Source organism: Anabaena sp. PCC 7938, assembly GCF_049315035.1.
Classification (GTDB): domain Bacteria; phylum Cyanobacteriota; class Cyanobacteriia; order Cyanobacteriales; family Nostocaceae; genus Anabaena; species Anabaena cylindrica.
Genome location: NZ_CP186034.1, coordinates 3778902 through 3796714 on the forward strand (window position 1 = coordinate 3778902; position 17813 = coordinate 3796714).

The window sequence follows — 17813 nt, forward strand, 5'->3', positions numbered from 1 at the left end:
GAGGTAAAAAAGTAGCGGAGACAATTTATAATCTACAAACGCACTACAGCACTTGCACCTCCGAAGGCCGCAGCAAAACCTGAAACAACCGCTGTGGCAAATAACCACCAAGCAGCATTAGCCGCAGCTTTGCGCGTTTCCTCAGCTTGACGCTGGGCTTGATGTTTCACCTGTTCTAGGCGGCGTTGGGCTTCGTGCTGTAAGCGTTCTGCCCGTTGTAAAACAGTATTCCGGGCGCGTTCAACTTGGTCAATAATCCGGTTAACATCCGCCTCTGAGATATCCTCACGGGAACTCAAAATTGCCACTAGAGTTTCCCGGTCGAAATGTGAAAGGCGATCGCGCAAAGCATCAAATCCAGCTTGAGGATCATCAAACAATTGGCGGATATCATGCTTAATTCCATCATAATTAAGTTCTGGGCGATCTAGAGAATTGAGATAATTACGAATAGTGGCAAAAACGCCCTCAGTCACATCTTGGATACGTCTTTGGATGCCCCGTACCTGTTCTACAAATTGGTCGCGCACAAGGACGATATTATCGGCAATTTTCGCTGCTTCTTCATCGGTCATATCTTCCCGAATTTTCAGCAAAGCGATAATGGTTTCTCGGTCGAAATGTGCCAAGCGATCGCTCAAGCTTTCCATCCCCACACCCGGATCATGCAACAATAATTGTAAATCCCGCTTGATCCCTTCCGGGTTCAATTCTTCCTTACCCGTCAGCCGTAAGTACTCTTGCAGATAAGTTTGGAAAGTTTGTACCCTTTGCTGTGTCCTGGTTGCAAGGCGACGTGGCGCACGGACAAAGTTACGAATTGATGTCTGCATATTATCAATGACTTGATTAACTTGTTCTTCACTCAAGTCTTGACGTTGACTTAACAATTGCACCAAAGTATCTCTGTCAATATGCGATAAACGACGACGCAGGGCAACCATACCGTCTCTAGGATGTTCAAACAATCTCGTCAAATCTCGCTGAATTCCTTCAGGATTCAATTCTTCCTTGCCAGTATTCCGCAAGTAATCTGCAATGGTAGTAGCAACAGAATCATATTGTTCCTTAGCTTTTTCCGCTACTAGTTGCGGTGTATGGCGGATACTATGCCATGATTCTTCCACCGCATGAATAATTTGATTAACTTGTTCCTCACCCAAGTCTTGGCGTTGATTCAACAATTGCACCAAAGTATCTTTGTCGAATCGAGATAACCGCCATTGAATTGCTGCTAGTCCAGCTTGGGGATCTTCTAAAAGTCTTCTCAAATCAGCACGGATAGCATCAGGATTTAATTGTTCCTTACCTGTATTCCGCAGATATGACTCGACATTTAACCAGAGCGTTTCTGCTTGATATTTAGCCTGTTGTGCCAGTCCTAAGGATTCTACCAAAACGCGATCGCGCTGCATTTCCAATTCATCCAAAATCTGATCTAAATCCCGTTCTTGAATATCATTGCGTGCTAAGAGAATTTCCCCCATTTGTTCCCGTTCAACTTGTGCCAGTCGTCGGGATAAAGTTTCATGATCTGCCTCTGAATCTGCCAACAGTGGTTTAAAATTTGCCTCAATCCCTTCTGGTGTTAACTCAGTTTTTGGAGTCACCAACAGATAACTTTCTACCCGTCGTTGCAAATCCTGGACAATTTCTCTTTCTTCCTGGGCTGTCACTGTCACTAGCACATTATCGCGCACAGCCATTAATTGGTCAGCAATGTGGGTAATTTGTATTTGAGTCAACAGTCCCCGTTGTTGCAGAATATTCACAAAATCCTGGCGAGATATTTTCTCTAACTCCCTATGTATGACACCAGGATCAGCAGCTGGATCGTAGATCACATTCCGAAATTCTTGAGCAATTGTTTCCTGACTTAGTTGCCAAACATAGGTGTTACGCAAGTAGTTTTCAATATCGACACGAATTGGACTATAAGGTTGTTCTGTAACTTGTTGTATGACTTTTTGTTTAGCAGTACCAAAGGAACGCAAAATTTTCTCCACATCCAAATCTGATAAATCTGCCCTCCCCAAAACTACCCCAGTCAATGCCGATATTGCCTGTTGCACCATCCCCGGCTTTTGTTCTGCTGCTTTAGAGGTATGGATTTCAGCAATTAACTGGTCAACTTTGGTATTGAGTTCATCGGTTTTGGTTTGTCCAGGGGGAAGAGATTTGAGATACTCCGCCAACTCACCCAAGCCGTTTTTACTTGGTGCTTGCTGACTTACCACCTGTTGCCAAATTTTGTATAAAGTATCAGTAATGCGGTTAACTTCCCGTTTAGATAAATCAGTGCGACTGCTAACTAAATCAACAAACTGCTTACGGTCAATATTGCGGAGGTCTGGACTATGAGCGATCGCTTGAAACTGCGGTTCGTTGAGTAATTTTTCAAATTCTCCCCGAATTTTAGATATATCAATTTCTGGGGGACGTAGCTTTTCTATGTAATCTTCTATATTCTCACGAATACTGGCCGGGTCGAAACCAGAAGCAGGTAATGCGATCGCACTCTCCAATTCACGACGCATAGCAGATGCAGCCGCACCAGCCGTTGCTACCACTTGCTGATTTACAGCTTTAGCCCCCAGCGCCGCCGTAGCCGTTCCCATAATCGCCTGAAACCCAGAGGTAGCAGTATTCACCACTGAGCCAATTAAAGAACCTACAGTAGTAGTACTCACCCATACTAGTAATAAAAAGTATGCCCCCCAAATCACCAATCCTAAAATTGCTCCTAAACTCGGATCTAAAATCAATAAACTCAATTTCACAGCCAAGAAACAAGCAATTAGTAAAGCTAGTGTAACTGTAACTAACGTCCAAACCCCCAAGCCCGTACCGATTTTGCGAATTGTGCCACCAAAACTTTCAATCTCTTCTGATTCTGATGGATGCCCCAAATAGGAAATACCAGCAGCAACCGAAAGATTTGTCAAAACTAATTGGAAAGCAAACGCCAGAATCACCCCAGATATTAAAGCCACAAAAAAGCGCGGGCCAGAAGTGAGAACCGATGCCTGTGCTGGTGAGACGTTGGCGGGGTTTACAGGTATTTGTGCCATCCACCATAAATGTTTGTACAGTTCCTGCATGATTTATATTTTCCTGCCTCTAATTCAACTTGAGAAATTCAATATTTAGTTAGTATTTGTGTCCAAACACAACTCCTCTAGCTTTTAGAATCAGGGAAGGCAGGCTATCCTAGCATCCATCTAAGGTTTGAAGACCTAGTACAACTTTAGAAGGAAATTGATTTTTTTATTATTGTAAATATATGTTTAAATTATGTCTTTTATAAATAGAAGTCTTGCTATTTATAGTTATAGATTTCAAATTTTTACTCAACATAAATCACAGTTCAATTACCTCGATTTACGTTTATTTATAATTAATAATTTTGTCAACCTCTCAAGGTAGATTTGTTTGCGTTACCAAATTTATAATTATCTTCCACAAGTAGTGTCTCTAGTTTGTATCTATAGGCATAAAGAAAATTTGTGTGTCAAAGCTACATTAAGGTAAAGCAACCAATTTGTTTTTTGGATAAAAGATTCAAAGCCTCAAGTTCACTTAATTTTGGAGATGCCTAATGGAAACTCGCTCTTCTACCGATATACCATCTGTTGCTAAAGCCTATAACGGTGTAGACCGTAACGCCTTTATTTTTGGCTGGAACCCTCAAGCCGAATTGTGGAATGGACGCTTGGCAATGATTGGATTTCTAGCTTACCTACTTTGGGATTTAGTCGGTTATAGCGTTCTTCGTGATGTGCTGCACATTATGAGATATTAACCCAAATTACTAGTCATATAGTCGAGGCTAGTAATGGTTAATTGGTAATTGGAATAATTGCTGACTCAACTCGTCATTTTCCTGTTACCTACCACTTTTAAAAAATCCCCTTTTCCAATCAAGAACAGGAAAATGGGGGATTTTTTATAATCTACACAACTCTAAAGTAAAAAACGTACCAACATATATAATGCTGAAGTCACAAGTTGCAGCAACATCACAGGAATGCCGTAATGTAGAAAAGTCTTAAAGGAAATTCTTCTCCCATGCTGTTCAGAAATCCCAGCCGCTACAATATTAGAAGATGCACCTACGAGAGTACCATTACCTCCCAAAGTTGCACCAAACATCATGGCATAAAACAGTGGTAAAACTTCTGGGGGAAACTGTCCTTGATAGTCTGAGGCTAAAACCTCTGCTGGTGCTAACCCCACATTGACGATATATTGTTTTAGCAGAGGAACCATTGCCACAACTAAAGGAATATTAGGAATAACGCTAGATAATATCCCCACCGAAAATAACAATACTAGCGAACCGAGGAGAATATTTTTCCCCAAAACTATCGCTAATATTCCTGATAAACCTTTGAGAACACCTGTTTTATCTAGTCCCCCAATTAGCACAAAAATGCTCATGAAAAATATTAAGGTACTCCAGTCTACATCCCTTAATATATTGTTAACAGTATCAATGCGGCTATGGTGGGATAACAATAAAGCTAAAGCAGCACCTAACAAAGCTACCGCAGCAGGTGAAATAGGTATTGGTAAAGATTCACCAATTACAAAAAACAACAATACAAAACCTACAATCACTCCACCTACCATTAAAACTCGCGGATGATTGATTTCAGGATGTGGTAGTTCTGCTAAATCATCTAGTCTTGTATTCCAAATTTTTCTAAATAAAAATGGTAGTGTGCAAACCACAGTGGCAACAGCAATCACACCTCCTAAGCTCAAGTTCCATAAATAATCTAGAAAGCTAATATTCACAGCATCCCCAACAATAAAAGTAGCAGGATCTCCAACTAAGGTTAATAACCCTGCACTATTAGCAACAAACACCATCAAAATTAATAGAGGCACAAAATTGACTCCTATTTCTTGTGCCATTGGGGGAATTAAAGGCGCTAATAACATCACCGTAGTGGCATTGGGTAAAACTGCACAAATTGGTGTTACTAATACCACTATACCTAATAGTAATTTCTTGCCACTGCCTTGAGCAAGAATGACTATTTGCGTAGCTATATAACTGAAAATATTAGTCGGTTCAAATGCTCTTACTAAGACCATTACACCGAAAAATAAACCCAATGTTCCATGACTTTTACCAATGTAACCAACAGCTTCTGGCAAAGTCATGATATTACTAAAAACAAGTAACAATGCCCCCAATAAAGCAACAATGGTAAGATGCACCCACTCCATCATGATTAAAACAATGACGGTAACAAATATAATTACACTGAAGATAGCTTGCCAGTTTTCCACACATTTAACCTCGAAATATTACAGCTTGGATAGTAGCGAAAAAGCCACCTAAAGTATAGGTGACTTTTCCATAATTTTAATTCAATTACCAATCACTGTGATTGAGAAAAGCAATTATTCATCAATGCAACTGGGAATACCCAAAACAGCACAGGGAAAATTAGTACCTAGCGTCTTAATCATTGGATGATCGACAGATTTGCACCCTAAGAACAGAATATCAGCAGTTTCTGATTCTACAAACTTTTTAAGTTCTGTACCAATTTTGCCAAACCGCAGATGTGATTTAAATGAAACTTGCCATTCTTGAGCTAGAGTTTTTGCTTGCCAGAGAATTTTTTCTGATTCTTGAAAAAAAGTTCTTGATTGTCCTTGTAATTTTGGTGAAATTTCTATTACCTTTTGTTGAGTTAATACTGATGTAACTGACTTTGATAAATTGCTCGCTGCACACTCTAATTGAAGCTGATTATGGGGAATATTGAAAATACCAAGATATTGATTGCTGGAGTTTGGTTCTACTACATAAACAGCTTGGACTGTAACTTGTGTATTGGTAGCTAAACTCGTTTGGTGGGCAATCCAACAAGCAATATCTAGAGCTGTATGACTTTGAGGGGAAGCATCATAGCCAACAATTAAGTTAACGGAATTGGCTATTTGATATTGTTGAGAAGCCTGGTTTTCAGCTTCTGGTAACAATACCATTTGTTCAACTAGGTCGTCACGACCTATCGCACATTGCAAACGTGCTAACATTGGCTTGATTTTCACAGTTTTAACTTCTCTCCCTGGAAACGGATTACGAATGAGAAGCAGGGATGCCAATTTTAGATTTTGGATCAAATTCAAAATCTAAAATTGATTCAGGAAACCCCAATCATAACTGCTATTACAGCCAAGGTTTTGGGGGTTCCTTCCATTGCCGACGGAGTTAGCTGACGGGCTAAGACTGGAAGGTGTCTCTCGTTAGATTAGCCCCAATTTTTGGTTCCTCCGCTTCAAATCCAGCTTTCATGAATTTGAATTAGGCTACCCACTAAAAAAATAATAATACTATTTTATTCTTCTGAAGTAAAGTAGTGGTCTAGAAAATTTAGAGCGTGGTTGCGGAGTTCAAAATATTCTTTAGAATTTCGGATCGCACTCCGATCACGTGGACGCTGAAACGGAACTTTGAGAATTTCTCCAATATTAGCACGTGGGCCATTGGTCATTAATACAATTCGATCAGACATATAAATTGCTTCATCTACATCATGGGTAATCATCATTACGGCTTGACGATGATTTTCCCAGATATCTAATACCTGACGCTGCAATTTACCACGAGTTAAAGCATCCAAAGCCCCAAATGGTTCATCCATTAATAACATTTTGGGGCGAATTGCCAAAGCTCTAGCAATACCTACTCTTTGTTTCATACCTCCAGAAATTTCATCGGGATACTTATCGGCAGCCGCTGTTAAGTTTACCATTGCCAAATGTTCATTTACAACGCTAATTCTTTCAGCACGATTAGCATTTTTTAGCACTTCATCCACAGCTAAACGAATATTTTCGCGCACGGTTAACCAAGGTAGCAAAGAATAATTTTGAAATACCATCATCCTCTCTGCACCCGGTTTGCGGATTTCTTTGCCATCTAAGCGTACTGAGCCAGAGGTAGCTTTTTGAAATCCACCGATAATTTTTAGTAATGTTGACTTACCACAACCAGAATGTCCTATGACAGAAATATACTCATCTTCCCCAATTGTCAGATTAACGCCATCTAAAACAACAGCATCTCCTTTGTCTGATGTCGGATAAGACTTGACCAAATTTTCAATTTCCAGAAATCCATGCTGGGGCTTAACTTCTTGATAAGTCTCGTTTGAAAAGGAGGTATATTTCATGATTAAATATTCCTAAATTAGTGAAATTTTGAGGTGTAAAAATTACGGTGTATTTCTCGCTTCTCGTTCCCATACTCTGTATAGGAATGAACTCTAGAAGTCTCTGCCTCTAAATTCCTTGAAGGCAGAGCCTTTGTGAGAGCATTCCCAGTCAGAGACTGGGAACGAGATAATATATCCTTTTTTAGGACATGAAAAAGCGAGTAGGGGCGTTTGCTTTGATGGCAAAACTATTCAGATAACCTACAGGATTACTAGGGTCAAAGCCTTTGTTATCTATAAATACTTCTGGCGGTTCAATTTTATAATCATCCTGGGGACATTCAATTCCCATTTCCGCCGTAATCTCCCGATATAAATCTGTTCTCCAGCCTTTCTCAGCTAATTGAACAGCATTTTTGGGAATTTCTTTGATTTGTCCCCAACGGGCAGCTTGAGTCATTAACCAGATGCTTTGGGAACGCCATAAAAATGTCGAATGTTCTCCTGTTTGTTGGGGAATATTTTTAGGAACATCAAAGAAAATTGTGGTGTCATCGGCTTTAATAGTCCGGTCTTTGCCATCAAATCCACCATAGTTGTAATTGCCAATAATTCCCGGAGAAGTCAACTTAGTTATGGGTGCATCTTTTTGTTTGGGTGTTGCGCCGGTAAAGGATTTTTCTGTCATTAATTGTGCTACTTCTTGCCGATTTTCGGGTTTGCTGCAATACTGACAGGCTTCAATCATTGCTTTTACCAAAGAACGATAGGTTTTGGGATAATTGTCGATGAATGATTCCATTACTCCCAGCAGTCTGTCTGGGTGTCCTTGCCAAACTTCTTTACCTTGCGCGAATGTAAAGCCGATAGCTTCGTTTCCTTGAATTGCTCTGGTGTTCCAAGGTTCGGCTACCATGTAAGCTTGCATAGAGCCAATTCTCATGTTTGTCACCATTTGCGGTGGGGAAACAATAATTACCCGAAATTCTTTGAAGGGATCTACACCAGCAGCAGCGGATATATAGCGGACAAAGTATTCGTAAATAGCAGAACTTAAAACTACTGCCCAAATTTTCTTTTCTGGGGGTTGTTTGTTGAAATAGCCCCGGAAGTCTTTTCCAAAGGCTTCTAAAGCACTATCACCATATTTTTGTTGATATTCGTACCAAGGAAGTATCCCAAAGTCCCACATCTCTTTGTTCATAGTCATGGCGTTACCGTGACGGTGTATGGTCATGGCTGCACAGAGGGGGGCATGACGTGCGCCTTCTGCACCTATGCGGGCGTTGGTGACAGCACCAGAGACGACGGGGGCAGCATCGAGACGACCGAAAATCAGACCGTCGCGGGAGTTTCCCCAACTAGCTTCGCGGTTGAGTTTGACATTTAAGCCATATTTGCGGAAGAAACCTTTTTTCCATGCGATCGCAAATGGCGCACAATCATTTACAGGAACATAACCAACTGTAAGATCAGGTTTTTCTAAATCTTGGGGTCTGACTAAGGGTTCTACAGCTAAAGCTGCTTCTGTCAGTCCTTTAGCAGACCTGTCTCCAGATATCCCACATGATGACAACGCTATCCCCGCAGTCGTTGCACCTATTCCCTTGATAAAATCTCTGCGATTCCAATTATTTTCATTCATAATTGTCTACAATTTTGGATTTTTCGTATTGCTATTGCTGATTGATGGGATGATTTGTTGCTCACGCAGAGGCGCAGAGACACGGAGAGAAATGAAGAGTTTGGCGTTGTATAATTAGAGGATGAAATTAACTTTGAAAACTTTTTCTCTTTGCGTCTCTGCGTGAGAGAAAAAATGTAATTGATTTACCTGAGAATCGCTGTAAATAATTCTTTTACTTCACAATTCCTGGACGGTGAGTAACAAACTCTTGAATTTTGCCCACAGCATAATCTAAAACTAAGCCAGTTAAGCCAATTACAAACACAGCCAGAAATACAGAACTGAGATTTAAGCGACTCCATTCATCCCAAACAAAAAACCCAATTCCCACACCACCCGTCAACATTTCTACGGCAACTATTACTAGCCAAGCAATTCCTAAACTAATTCGCAAGCCTGTAAAAATATAGGGCAAGCTGGCAGGCCAAATAATTTTGATAATCTGTCGCCACCGAGGCATTTCTAACACACGCGCCACATCTAAATAATCTTTAGAAACGCTAGAAACTCCCAAGGCTGTATTAATAATAGTTGGCCAAAGAGAAGTAATGAAAATGACAAAAATAGCAGAAGGATCTGCCAAATTGAAAATAGCTAAGGAGATAGGCAACCAAGCCAGGGGTGAAACTGGTTTAAATATCTGAATAATAGGATTAAAAGCCAGCATTGCTGGTTTAGACATCCCAATTAAAAAGCCCAAGGGAATTGCTACTAATGCACCTAACCCAAAACCTAGTAATACCCGGCGTAAACTGGCTAATAATAACCATCCAATTCCTAAGTTACCTGGCCCTCTGTCATAAAATGGATTTAAGATGTAGTCAAGATTAGCAATTAAAGCTTCTGGTGGTGTAGGCATCAATTCACGATTAGCAAGTGCTACCACCCACCACAACACAATTATTCCCGAAAAACCCACTACAGGCAATAAAAACTCATCCCGAAAAAGGACAGGCTTTGCTTTTTTCCAAGCAACTTGTCCCGCAACCGCAATGGTTGCAGCTAAATTAAGTTGAAAGATCATTTATAACCTCAACAGATTTTAAGTGCAGGTACGAAAAATGCGAGCAGTACCAGCCTTGGACACTGATGAGATCAGAACATTAGAAAAATGCTGTCTCTTCAGTCTCCTCTCAATGCTTACGAAGTTAGCTGACGGGCTAGGACTGAGAGATGTCCCTCTTTCAGGAATAGTGAGTTTTGAGTGCTAAGTGATGAGTTGAATATTGATTAATTTTTCACTTTTTGCTCTTAAATGGTCACTTTCTGAAAGATACGCCCCAAAATTTGGTTTCTCCGCTCCAGCTTTAACTTATGTGCTGGATTAAGCTGACTTACTCTAAATACACATTAACAGCAAAACTATAACATTAATGTACAGTAAAAGCATCTGTATTCATCATTAATTTTATTACTTTCAGTACTTAATTTTAGTAAATCTTCTATCGCTTCCGCAATAATTAAATTAGTTTATGGTTGTACCATGAGCAAATCTCTGTCTAGAGGCATATAGAGAAAAGTAAGTATCAATAATTATGAGATTTCTATACTTAGGTATTTTTTGTTTACCATGGTAAAAATATTACTGAAAGTATTTAATGAACAGATAGATTAGTATATACTTGCTCTGCTAAGTAAGTCGTCTATACAATTGTGATCATCAAACCTATAATCGTTAAACTAATTACATAATAGACATCCAATTAACTGAATTTAAAAAAATGGATTTTAGTCAATTACTGGCTGAACGGATTGATACAATAATAGATCAATGGGTGATAGCAGTTCATCAAGATAAGCGGATTGAAAGTGCTAGTAATCTACCATACAGCAGGATCAAAAATCACGTTCCTGATGTCTTGAAAGCAATGGTTACAGTGCTTTCAACATCTCAGGGTAATGATTATAAAGCTATAGTAATTGCTAGTTGGCAGCATGGATCACTTCGGGCTACACAAGGCTTTAATCCCGCAGAAATTGCTAGGGAATATCATCATTTAAGAACGGTAATTTTTGATACCATACAAATGGATTTAATGGAGGGAAAGCCGACAGAGATCATTCGGACTATGCGGTTAATTAACGCCGTGATTGATGAAGCGATTGCTCGATGTTTTACTAGTTATGTTGATGAACGATTACGAGAATTAGAAAATCTACATAACACTTTAGCATTACATAATCAGGAACTAACTCGCTTAGTCAATGACAATCGAGAACATCTTTCCCTACTAGCACATGATTTAAAACATCCTCTAGCTTCGATTATTGGTTACTCTGATTTATTTTTACGTGAACATCGACAAAAAGCTCAGAAACAAGATACTTATAACAATCTTGAACATATTGAACGAGTATTACGTAATGGCCGACACTTGCTACGTTTAATTAATGATTTACTAGAATTATCGCGGCATGATTCTGGAAAAATAAAACTTGAACTTACATCAACTGATGTCCGTGAAATCATTAGTAATGTATGTGAAATGTTTAAACCTTTAGCTACTGAAAAAAATTTGCTCATGGTAATGAATTGTGAACAAGCTCCCCAACAAGTAATCACAGATGCCTTACAGTTACAACAAATTGTTATGAATCTTATTAGTAATGCGATTCGCTATACAGAGTCGGGAAATATCAATATCACTTGTCAGGTATTAGATAATCAAAAGTGGGAATTAGTTGTTGCTGATACAGGTATTGGCATTACAGCAGAAAACCAAGAGCAAATTTTTGAACCCTATTTTCGCTACACTCATAAAAACTTTCGTCTTCCTGATAGTACCGGTTTAGGTTTGGCAATAGTTTCGCGGTTAGTGAAACTTTTACAAGGTGAAATTAAGCTAGTTTCTCAACCGGAGGTTGGTTCTACTTTTACTGTAATTCTGCCTTTACAACTGGAAATAAAAGAAAGTTGATTTCGCTCAAAGAGACAAAAGATATTTTTGCAGCTTTGAGTAAAATCAACAATTTTTACTCTAACAACCCGCGTTTTTTTAATTTAGCTAACGCATCTTCAGCGGCATCTTTTTCTGCTTCTTTTTTATTACGTCCTTTACCTATTCCATACTCTTTTCCATCTACTAATACTTTAGCTACAAATTCTGGTGCATGAGATGGTCCCCCTATTTGTTCTGTCATATATTTAGGGGGATTTGCACCAATTTCTCGTTGTACCCATTCCTGAAAGCGGTTTTTTGAGTCTACATTTGAGCGAGATACGACAATTTTTTCTGATACGGAATCAAACAGCGGTTCTACAATAGCGCGAACTGCTTCAATATTGGAATTTTTATCTAGATAGTAAGCGCCAAGAACGGCTTCAAATGTGCTACTTAATAAATTAGGATTGTGAAATCCTCCATCTCGAATTGCACCTTGTCCTAAACGCATTCTGAAATCTAAACCTACTTCAATCGCAAATTTTGCTAATTGTTTCTCATCTACTAATGCAGAACGACGACGAGTTAATTCATCTTCTTCTTTTTCTGGGTAACGTTTATAGAGATATTCACCACTTAAGAAATTGAGAATAGCATCACCAAGAAATTCTAGACGTTCGTTTTGTTCACCTTCTTCAGGGTGTTCGTTGACATAAGAACGGTGGGTAAGTGCTTGACGGAGAAGTTTTTCAGTTTTGAAAATTAAAAGATTGTGCATTTTATGTTTCTCTCATTTATGAATTGAATAGAAGGGCAGGCAAGATGCCCACCCCACAAAATAAGAACCGAGAAAATTCAAGTGTTACTTCAAGACAGTTACCTTTACACCTGGTGGAAACAGACTATTTCCACGGGAACGGTTACAAGTTAAACAAGCAAGCTTTAAGTTTTCAAAAGAATTAGAACCACCTCGACTTTTAGGAAGAACGTGTTCAATAGTTAACTTATCTATTGACATCGACTTACCACACCACCAACAGTAAGAACCAAAGATATCTATGAGTTGATACTTTTTATTTTGCTTTTGTTTGGAATTCATGTGAATTATTTTCCGTTGATTTTTTGTCAACAGCATCGGAAAACCACACATCTATTAGCAATATAGCCATATTAGAGAATAAACTAAAAAGTTAGTTTTCTCTTATTTAGCTTCTCTAAATTAATCAGTTTCAGTCTCAGCAGTATGATTCCCAAATTACCGCCAACAGTTCGCTTCGTTCCTGCGGCTGAAATTTGACCTAAAAAATTCAATTTTAACCAGTATTCCTGACAAATTCGTGAGTTTGTTCAGCTTCTATAATTCTGTTTCTCTTGAAGTAGTATTTCGCAAATAAAATAATCTATTTATCGATTTAGAACCAAGCACTGAAGGATAAAATATAGCTTCTTATTTCCCTTCTGCAAGCAATAACGCAATTGTTTTGAGATTCTTAGCTATATCTTAGATTCTCTTAGAATGGCATGATGGCGTTATTTTTGCTAGGTTCTACTAACTTCAAAATTTCTCACAAATTTAATTGTCACCACTATTGAGTGCCACCAACTAATCGCTTTGCACTTGCTGGTTTTGGCTGAAATCAAATTTAACTTTCAGACAAAGGAACAAAGCGAACTACTAGCGGTAACTTAGGAATCCTGCTGCTGAGACAACCACCGAGGCTTGCGCGTTAGAGTCCTGCTTGAGAACGCAGTTATTTAGCTGTCTTAACCCTAAATATTCACATATCTACTTTAAAATGTCAAGCTTCTATTTGTAAAAAAATATAAAATCTACCAATTCCAGATCCTAATTTGAGGTATTCCAGGGATGTCAGTGAGGTTAGATATGGGGAGATATTGTTATAATTATTTGTAAAAAAGACTAAATTTTAAGCTAATGCCTGCTAAAGATATTTTCCATGATGCTGTGAGAAAAGGATTAGAAAAGGAAGGATGGGTGATCACAGATGATCCTTTAAGAATTCGCTCCGGTAGAGTTGATATGCAAATAGACTTAGGTGCAGAAAAAATCTTAGCTGCTGAAAAAGGAGAAGAAAAAATCGCAGTAGAAATTAAAAGTTTTATTAGTTCTTCTAATATTTCTGAATTTCATACTGCATTAGGACAGTTTCTTAATTATCGTTTTGCTTTACAAGAACAACAACCTCAAAGATTCCTATATTTAGCTGTTCCCAAAACACCTTATGAGACATTCTTTCAATTGCCATTTGTAGCAAATGTGATTGAGCATTTCCATCTTAGTTTAATTGTTTATGATCCAAATGATGAGGTAATTTTATTATGGAAAACATAGAACAATATCGGACATACATTCAAAAGTTATTAACTGAATATGCTCAAGGAAGTCCATCAGATGATGAAGTGGAAACACAATTAATTTTTGATAAAGAAAGAGATCATTATCAGGTTGTTTATGCAGGTTGGAAAAATCGCCGACCGATGTATGGTTGTGTTTTACATCTAGATATTAAAAATGGTAAAATTTGGATTCAATATAATGGGACTGAGATAGATATAGCAAATGAATTAGTTAAATTAGGAGTGCCAAAAGAAGATATTGTGTTAGCATTTCATGAACCTTTGGTGAGGCAATATACAGGTTTTGCAGTTGGTTAGGTTTAGATATTGTTAGTGGAGATACCTGACTTGGTTGAGAAGTTAGGTATCTAATTTTTAAAGTGTATTGATATCAATTCCTTTAGCTTGCAATTTCGCTAATAAGTCTTGATAATTTTGACGTTCTTGTTCTGCGCGTTGATATTCCTGTTCTGCGCGTTGACTTTCCTGTTCTGCACGTTGATTTAATTCCAGAGATGTGAGAAACTTTTTTCCGTCGGGATAATAAATTTCTAAATTATCTGATGTTAACTCAAAACGTATATTTAAACGTGGGCTTACCCAATTATTGATTTCTTCAATTTCTTCAAACCATTCTTGTTCCCGAATAAATCCGGTTAATTCAATTGTATCTGGATTATAAATATAGTATTCTTCTATTCCATGACGTTGATAAAAAAGTAGTTTTTTCGCCATTTCTTTGGTGCGATTTCCTGGAGATAGGATTTCAAATACTACCTGGGGAATAATATTATTCTCTTCCCATTGTTTATAAGAACCTCGTCTACCTTTTGGTCTACCAATTATGACCATGACATCAGGTGCTTGACGAGTTTTTACACTTCCCTCGACAGGATACCAAAGCAAATCACCTGCTATGAATACATTATTTTCTGAAGCAAATAATATTTCCAAATTTTCTTTAATTTTAACTATCCATTCATAGTGTTCTGTATTATCAGCCATTGGGTTTCCATCACTATCAGGGTAGATGATTTCTGGTTTTGTTTCTGGTGTAAGTTGCTGTACCATAGCTGTAACTCCATTTTACCGAAGGTAAATAAAATTTTGAACTTGACAGTGGCACTGATAAACTTCTTAATAATTATATATCAGTAAACACATATTTTATAGTGGATGTTGGGTTACGATGTGGTTTGATGATTTATCTGTGAGGGTTATAATTTGATTACCGCATCTAACCGAACCTACAAGGTATTTATAATCCATTTGGTATCGTTATAAGAGTCCTAAATTAATGGAAAATTCCCGTAATAAGTTTATTAAACAAGTTTTATGTACCCTACTTTTTGATACCATTTATATCAGTTCTCCATTAATTAATTGAATGTGATCATCTTCTTTTAAAAAGCCGATTTCGGTCAGTTGATGATATTCTTCTAGGGTAAAGCATTTAGCCTGAATCGTAGTCATACGTTTTGTTCTTTTAGAAATTGCAATTACATATATTATAAATGTGCCAGAAATTGCTATGCTAAAAATATAATCACTATTAAGGAAACAATGCCTGCGCCTACTATTACCCCGAAAATGACTGCTTTTCCGCTGACTGCTGTAGTTGGTCAAGAAGCGATTAAGATAGCCTTGCTGTTGACAGCAGTAGATCCCGCGTTGGGGGGTGTGGTAATTGCAGGTCGTCGTGGTACGGCTAAATCTGTGATGGCGCGTGCTATTCACGCTTTGTTACCACCTATTGAAGTTGTTAAAGATTCCCTCTGTAACTGTGACCCGAACCACCCAGAAGAATGGGATGATAAACTTTTAGCCGAGGAAAGACAGGAGATAGAAACGGAAATTATTCCTGCACCTTTTTTGCAAATTCCCCTGGGTGTGACGGAAGACCGGCTTTTAGGTTCTGTGGATGTGGAACAGTCGGTTAAACAAGGTGATACAATTTTTCAACCGGGGTTACTGGCTACCGCAAATCGTGGGGTGCTGTATGTGGATGAAATCAATTTATTAGATGACCAAATTAGTAACCAACTTTTAGCTGTATTATCTGACGGACGTAACCAGATTGAACGGGAAGGGATCAGTTTTCAACATCCTTGTAAGCCGTTGTTTATTGCGACTTATAACCCGGAAGAAGGAGCGTTAAGGGAGCATTTACTTGATAGAATTGCGATCGCACTATCAGCAGACGGAGTTCTGGGTTTAGATCAAAGAGTACAAGCAGTTGAACAAGCGATCGCATATTCCAAGTCTCCCTCAGAATTTCTCCAGCAATATAGCGAAGACATCGACTCACTCAAAACCCAAATCATCCTTGCACGAGAATGGTTAAAAGAAGTCACCATTACTCAAGAACAAATTACCTACCTCGTTAATGAAGCCATTCGCGGTGGTGTGGAAGGACATCGCGCAGAATTATTTGCGGTACGAGTTGCAAAAGCCGCAGCAGCTTTAGAAGGACGCAATACCGTAAATGCTGAAGATTTACGTCGCGCAGTAGAATTGGTCATAGTTCCCAGAACAACCATAATTCAAACCCCACCACCAGACCAACCACCTCCACCTCCTCCCCCACCACCAGAAAATCAAGACGAGTCGGAATCAGAAGAAGAACAAGAGGAAGAAAACGAAGAAGAGAAAGAAGAGGAACAAGAACAGCAAGAACCCCCAGACATTCCCGAAGAATTTATTTTTGATCCAGAAGGGGTAATTCTTGACCCAGAAGTGCTTTATTTTACCCAAATGGCACAACGTCAAGGTAAATCTGGAAGCCGCAGTATTATCTTCTCAGACGACCGGGGGCGCTATATAAAGCCGATGATTCCCAAAGGTAAAGCTAGACGGATAGCCGTAGATGCCACACTTCGAGCCGCAGCTCCGTATCAAAAAGCACGGCGAGCTAGACAACCAGATAAAAAGGTGATTGTTGAACAGGGAGATATCCGTTCTAAGCGGTTGGTGAGAAAAGCCGGCGCTTTGGTGGTTTTTGTTGTGGATGCTTCTGGTTCAATGGCTTTAAATAGAATGCAATCCGCTAAAGGTGCGGTGATGCAACTTTTAACAGAAGCCTATCAAAATCGTGACCAAGTATCTTTAATACCTTTCCGGGGTGAACAAGCAGAAGTTTTATTACCTCCTACCCGTTCGATTGCTTTAGCTAAAAATCGCTTGGAAAGATTACCTTGTGGTGGTGGTTCTCCCCTTGCACATGGTTTAACTCAAGCGGTTCGTGTGGGTGTAAATGCCCAAATGGGTGGGGATATCGGTCAAGTTGTGATTGTGGCAATTACTGATGGTCGTGGTAATATTCCTCTGGCTCGTTCTTTAGGAGAACCCATAGAACCAGGAGAAAAGCCAGATATTAAAGCCGAATTATTAGATATTGCAGGCAGAATTCGGGCTTCGGGGATGCAATTGTTAGTAATTGATACTGAGAGTAAATTTGTATCAACTGGCTTTGCAAAGGAATTGTCAAAAGCAGCCGGTGGTAAATATTATCACCTACCGAAAGCGACTGATAAAGCGATCGCGGCTATGACTAGAGGAGCTATAGCAGACATGAAATCAAAGTAAAAAACAATGTAGAGACGAGAATTCCTATATGAGGAACGTCTCTACAGAAAAACGCAAGTTAGATGCAGTTAAAATCAGAGTAGATTGATATCGCTAGTGGTAACAATGGAGTTTAAATAT

General features: G+C 38.8%; 14 protein-coding genes and 2 riboswitches. Of the genes, 5 read left to right on the top strand and 9 right to left on the bottom strand.

What is annotated here, in order from left to right:
- Positions 1 to 32: 32 nt before the first annotated feature.
- Entirely contained in the window at positions 33 to 3101 is a 3069-nt protein-coding gene (locus ACOWPH_RS17275; protein WP_015216613.1) for an MFS transporter, read from the bottom strand.
- 497 nt (positions 3102 to 3598) lie between these two features.
- Here ACOWPH_RS17275 and ACOWPH_RS17280 point away from each other — a divergent pair, with 497 nt between their 5' ends.
- Positions 3599 to 3802 (top strand): chlorophyll a/b-binding protein, encoded by a 204-nt coding sequence (locus ACOWPH_RS17280; RefSeq protein ID WP_015216614.1) that lies wholly within the window; start codon positions 3599 to 3601, stop codon positions 3800 to 3802.
- A 161-nt stretch (positions 3803 to 3963) separates the two neighbouring features.
- Here the strand turns inward: ACOWPH_RS17280 and ACOWPH_RS17285 are convergent, their stop codons facing one another.
- The 5 genes from ACOWPH_RS17285 to ntrB form a co-directional block, all read right to left on the bottom strand.
- The gene (locus ACOWPH_RS17285) at positions 3964 to 5301 is read right to left on the bottom strand and encodes an SLC13 family permease (RefSeq protein ID WP_015216615.1); all 1338 of its coding nucleotides are present in this window, start codon (positions 5299 to 5301) and stop codon (positions 3964 to 3966) included.
- 114 nt (positions 5302 to 5415) lie between these two features.
- Positions 5416 to 6060: a universal stress protein gene (locus ACOWPH_RS17290; RefSeq protein WP_015216616.1), complete on the bottom strand. Its 645-nt coding sequence runs from the start codon at positions 6058 to 6060 to the stop codon at positions 5416 to 5418.
- 149 nt (positions 6061 to 6209) lie between these two features.
- Positions 6210 to 6345: riboswitch (cyclic di-AMP (ydaO/yuaA leader) on the bottom strand.
- 17 nt (positions 6346 to 6362) lie between these two features.
- Positions 6363 to 7199 (bottom strand): ABC transporter ATP-binding protein, encoded by an 837-nt coding sequence (locus tag ACOWPH_RS17295; RefSeq protein ID WP_015216617.1) that lies wholly within the window; start codon positions 7197 to 7199, stop codon positions 6363 to 6365.
- A gap of 184 nt (positions 7200 to 7383) precedes the next feature.
- Positions 7384 to 8826 carry an ABC transporter substrate-binding protein gene (locus ACOWPH_RS17300; protein WP_015216618.1) on the bottom strand — a complete coding sequence of 481 codons (1443 nt, stop codon included), beginning with the start codon at positions 8824 to 8826 and terminating at the stop codon, positions 7384 to 7386.
- Positions 8827 to 9040: 214 nt separating this feature from the next.
- A complete protein-coding gene (gene ntrB, locus ACOWPH_RS17305; protein WP_015216619.1) occupies positions 9041 to 9892 on the bottom strand; it encodes a nitrate ABC transporter permease in 852 nt (283 codons plus the stop codon).
- A 98-nt stretch (positions 9893 to 9990) separates the two neighbouring features.
- Positions 9991 to 10209, bottom strand: a riboswitch (cyclic di-AMP (ydaO/yuaA leader).
- Between the two features lie 380 nt (positions 10210 to 10589).
- Here ntrB and ACOWPH_RS17310 point away from each other — a divergent pair.
- Positions 10590 to 11786 carry a sensor histidine kinase gene (locus ACOWPH_RS17310; RefSeq protein ID WP_015216620.1) on the top strand — a complete coding sequence of 399 codons (1197 nt, stop codon included), beginning with the start codon at positions 10590 to 10592 and terminating at the stop codon, positions 11784 to 11786.
- A gap of 55 nt (positions 11787 to 11841) precedes the next feature.
- Here ACOWPH_RS17310 and rnc read toward each other — a convergent pair whose 3' ends face one another.
- Both rnc and ACOWPH_RS17320 read right to left on the bottom strand, forming a co-directional pair.
- Positions 11842 to 12528: a ribonuclease III gene (gene rnc, locus ACOWPH_RS17315; RefSeq protein WP_015216621.1), complete on the bottom strand. Its 687-nt coding sequence runs from the start codon at positions 12526 to 12528 to the stop codon at positions 11842 to 11844.
- Between the two features lie 84 nt (positions 12529 to 12612).
- Positions 12613 to 12849 (bottom strand): HNH endonuclease, encoded by a 237-nt coding sequence (locus ACOWPH_RS17320; RefSeq protein WP_042465344.1) that lies wholly within the window; start codon positions 12847 to 12849, stop codon positions 12613 to 12615.
- 837 nt (positions 12850 to 13686) lie between these two features.
- Here ACOWPH_RS17320 and ACOWPH_RS17325 point away from each other — a divergent pair.
- Positions 13687 to 14103 carry a XisH family protein gene (locus tag ACOWPH_RS17325; protein ID WP_015216622.1) on the top strand — a complete coding sequence of 139 codons (417 nt, stop codon included), beginning with the start codon at positions 13687 to 13689 and terminating at the stop codon, positions 14101 to 14103.
- A complete protein-coding gene (locus tag ACOWPH_RS17330; RefSeq protein WP_015216623.1) occupies positions 14091 to 14426 on the top strand; it encodes a XisI protein in 336 nt (111 codons plus the stop codon). Before ACOWPH_RS17325 ends, ACOWPH_RS17330 begins: the two co-directional genes overlap by 13 nt.
- 57 nt (positions 14427 to 14483) lie before the next feature.
- On the opposite strand, the gene ACOWPH_RS17335 is transcribed toward ACOWPH_RS17330, so the two are convergent.
- Positions 14484 to 15179 carry a Uma2 family endonuclease gene (locus ACOWPH_RS17335; protein ID WP_015216624.1) on the bottom strand — a complete coding sequence of 232 codons (696 nt, stop codon included), beginning with the start codon at positions 15177 to 15179 and terminating at the stop codon, positions 14484 to 14486.
- A gap of 492 nt (positions 15180 to 15671) precedes the next feature.
- Here ACOWPH_RS17335 and bchD point away from each other — a divergent pair, with 492 nt between their 5' ends.
- Entirely contained in the window at positions 15672 to 17693 is a 2022-nt protein-coding gene (gene bchD, locus ACOWPH_RS17340; protein ID WP_015216626.1) for a magnesium chelatase ATPase subunit D, read from the top strand.
- Positions 17694 to 17813: the final 120 nt, after the last annotated feature.

Coding starts and splice junctions, on each gene's coding strand:
- ACOWPH_RS17280 (WP_015216614.1), top strand. CDS start 3,599: ATGGAAACTCGCTCTTCTACCGATATACCATCTGTTGCTAAAGCCTAT.
- ACOWPH_RS17300 (WP_015216618.1), bottom strand. CDS start 8,826: ATGAATGAAAATAATTGGAATCGCAGAGATTTTATCAAGGGAATAGGT.
- ACOWPH_RS17330 (WP_015216623.1), top strand. CDS start 14,091: ATGGAAAACATAGAACAATATCGGACATACATTCAAAAGTTATTAACT.
- ACOWPH_RS17295 (WP_015216617.1), bottom strand. CDS start 7,199: ATGAAATATACCTCCTTTTCAAACGAGACTTATCAAGAAGTTAAGCCC.
- ntrB (WP_015216619.1), bottom strand. CDS start 9,892: ATGATCTTTCAACTTAATTTAGCTGCAACCATTGCGGTTGCGGGACAA.
- ACOWPH_RS17335 (WP_015216624.1), bottom strand. CDS start 15,179: ATGGTACAGCAACTTACACCAGAAACAAAACCAGAAATCATCTACCCT.
- ACOWPH_RS17310 (WP_015216620.1), top strand. CDS start 10,590: ATGGATTTTAGTCAATTACTGGCTGAACGGATTGATACAATAATAGAT.
- rnc (WP_015216621.1), bottom strand. CDS start 12,528: ATGCACAATCTTTTAATTTTCAAAACTGAAAAACTTCTCCGTCAAGCA.
- ACOWPH_RS17290 (WP_015216616.1), bottom strand. CDS start 6,060: ATGTTAGCACGTTTGCAATGTGCGATAGGTCGTGACGACCTAGTTGAA.
- ACOWPH_RS17320 (WP_042465344.1), bottom strand. CDS start 12,849: ATGAATTCCAAACAAAAGCAAAATAAAAAGTATCAACTCATAGATATC.
- ACOWPH_RS17275 (WP_015216613.1), bottom strand. CDS start 3,101: ATGCAGGAACTGTACAAACATTTATGGTGGATGGCACAAATACCTGTA.
- bchD (WP_015216626.1), top strand. CDS start 15,672: ATGCCTGCGCCTACTATTACCCCGAAAATGACTGCTTTTCCGCTGACT.
- ACOWPH_RS17325 (WP_015216622.1), top strand. CDS start 13,687: ATGCCTGCTAAAGATATTTTCCATGATGCTGTGAGAAAAGGATTAGAA.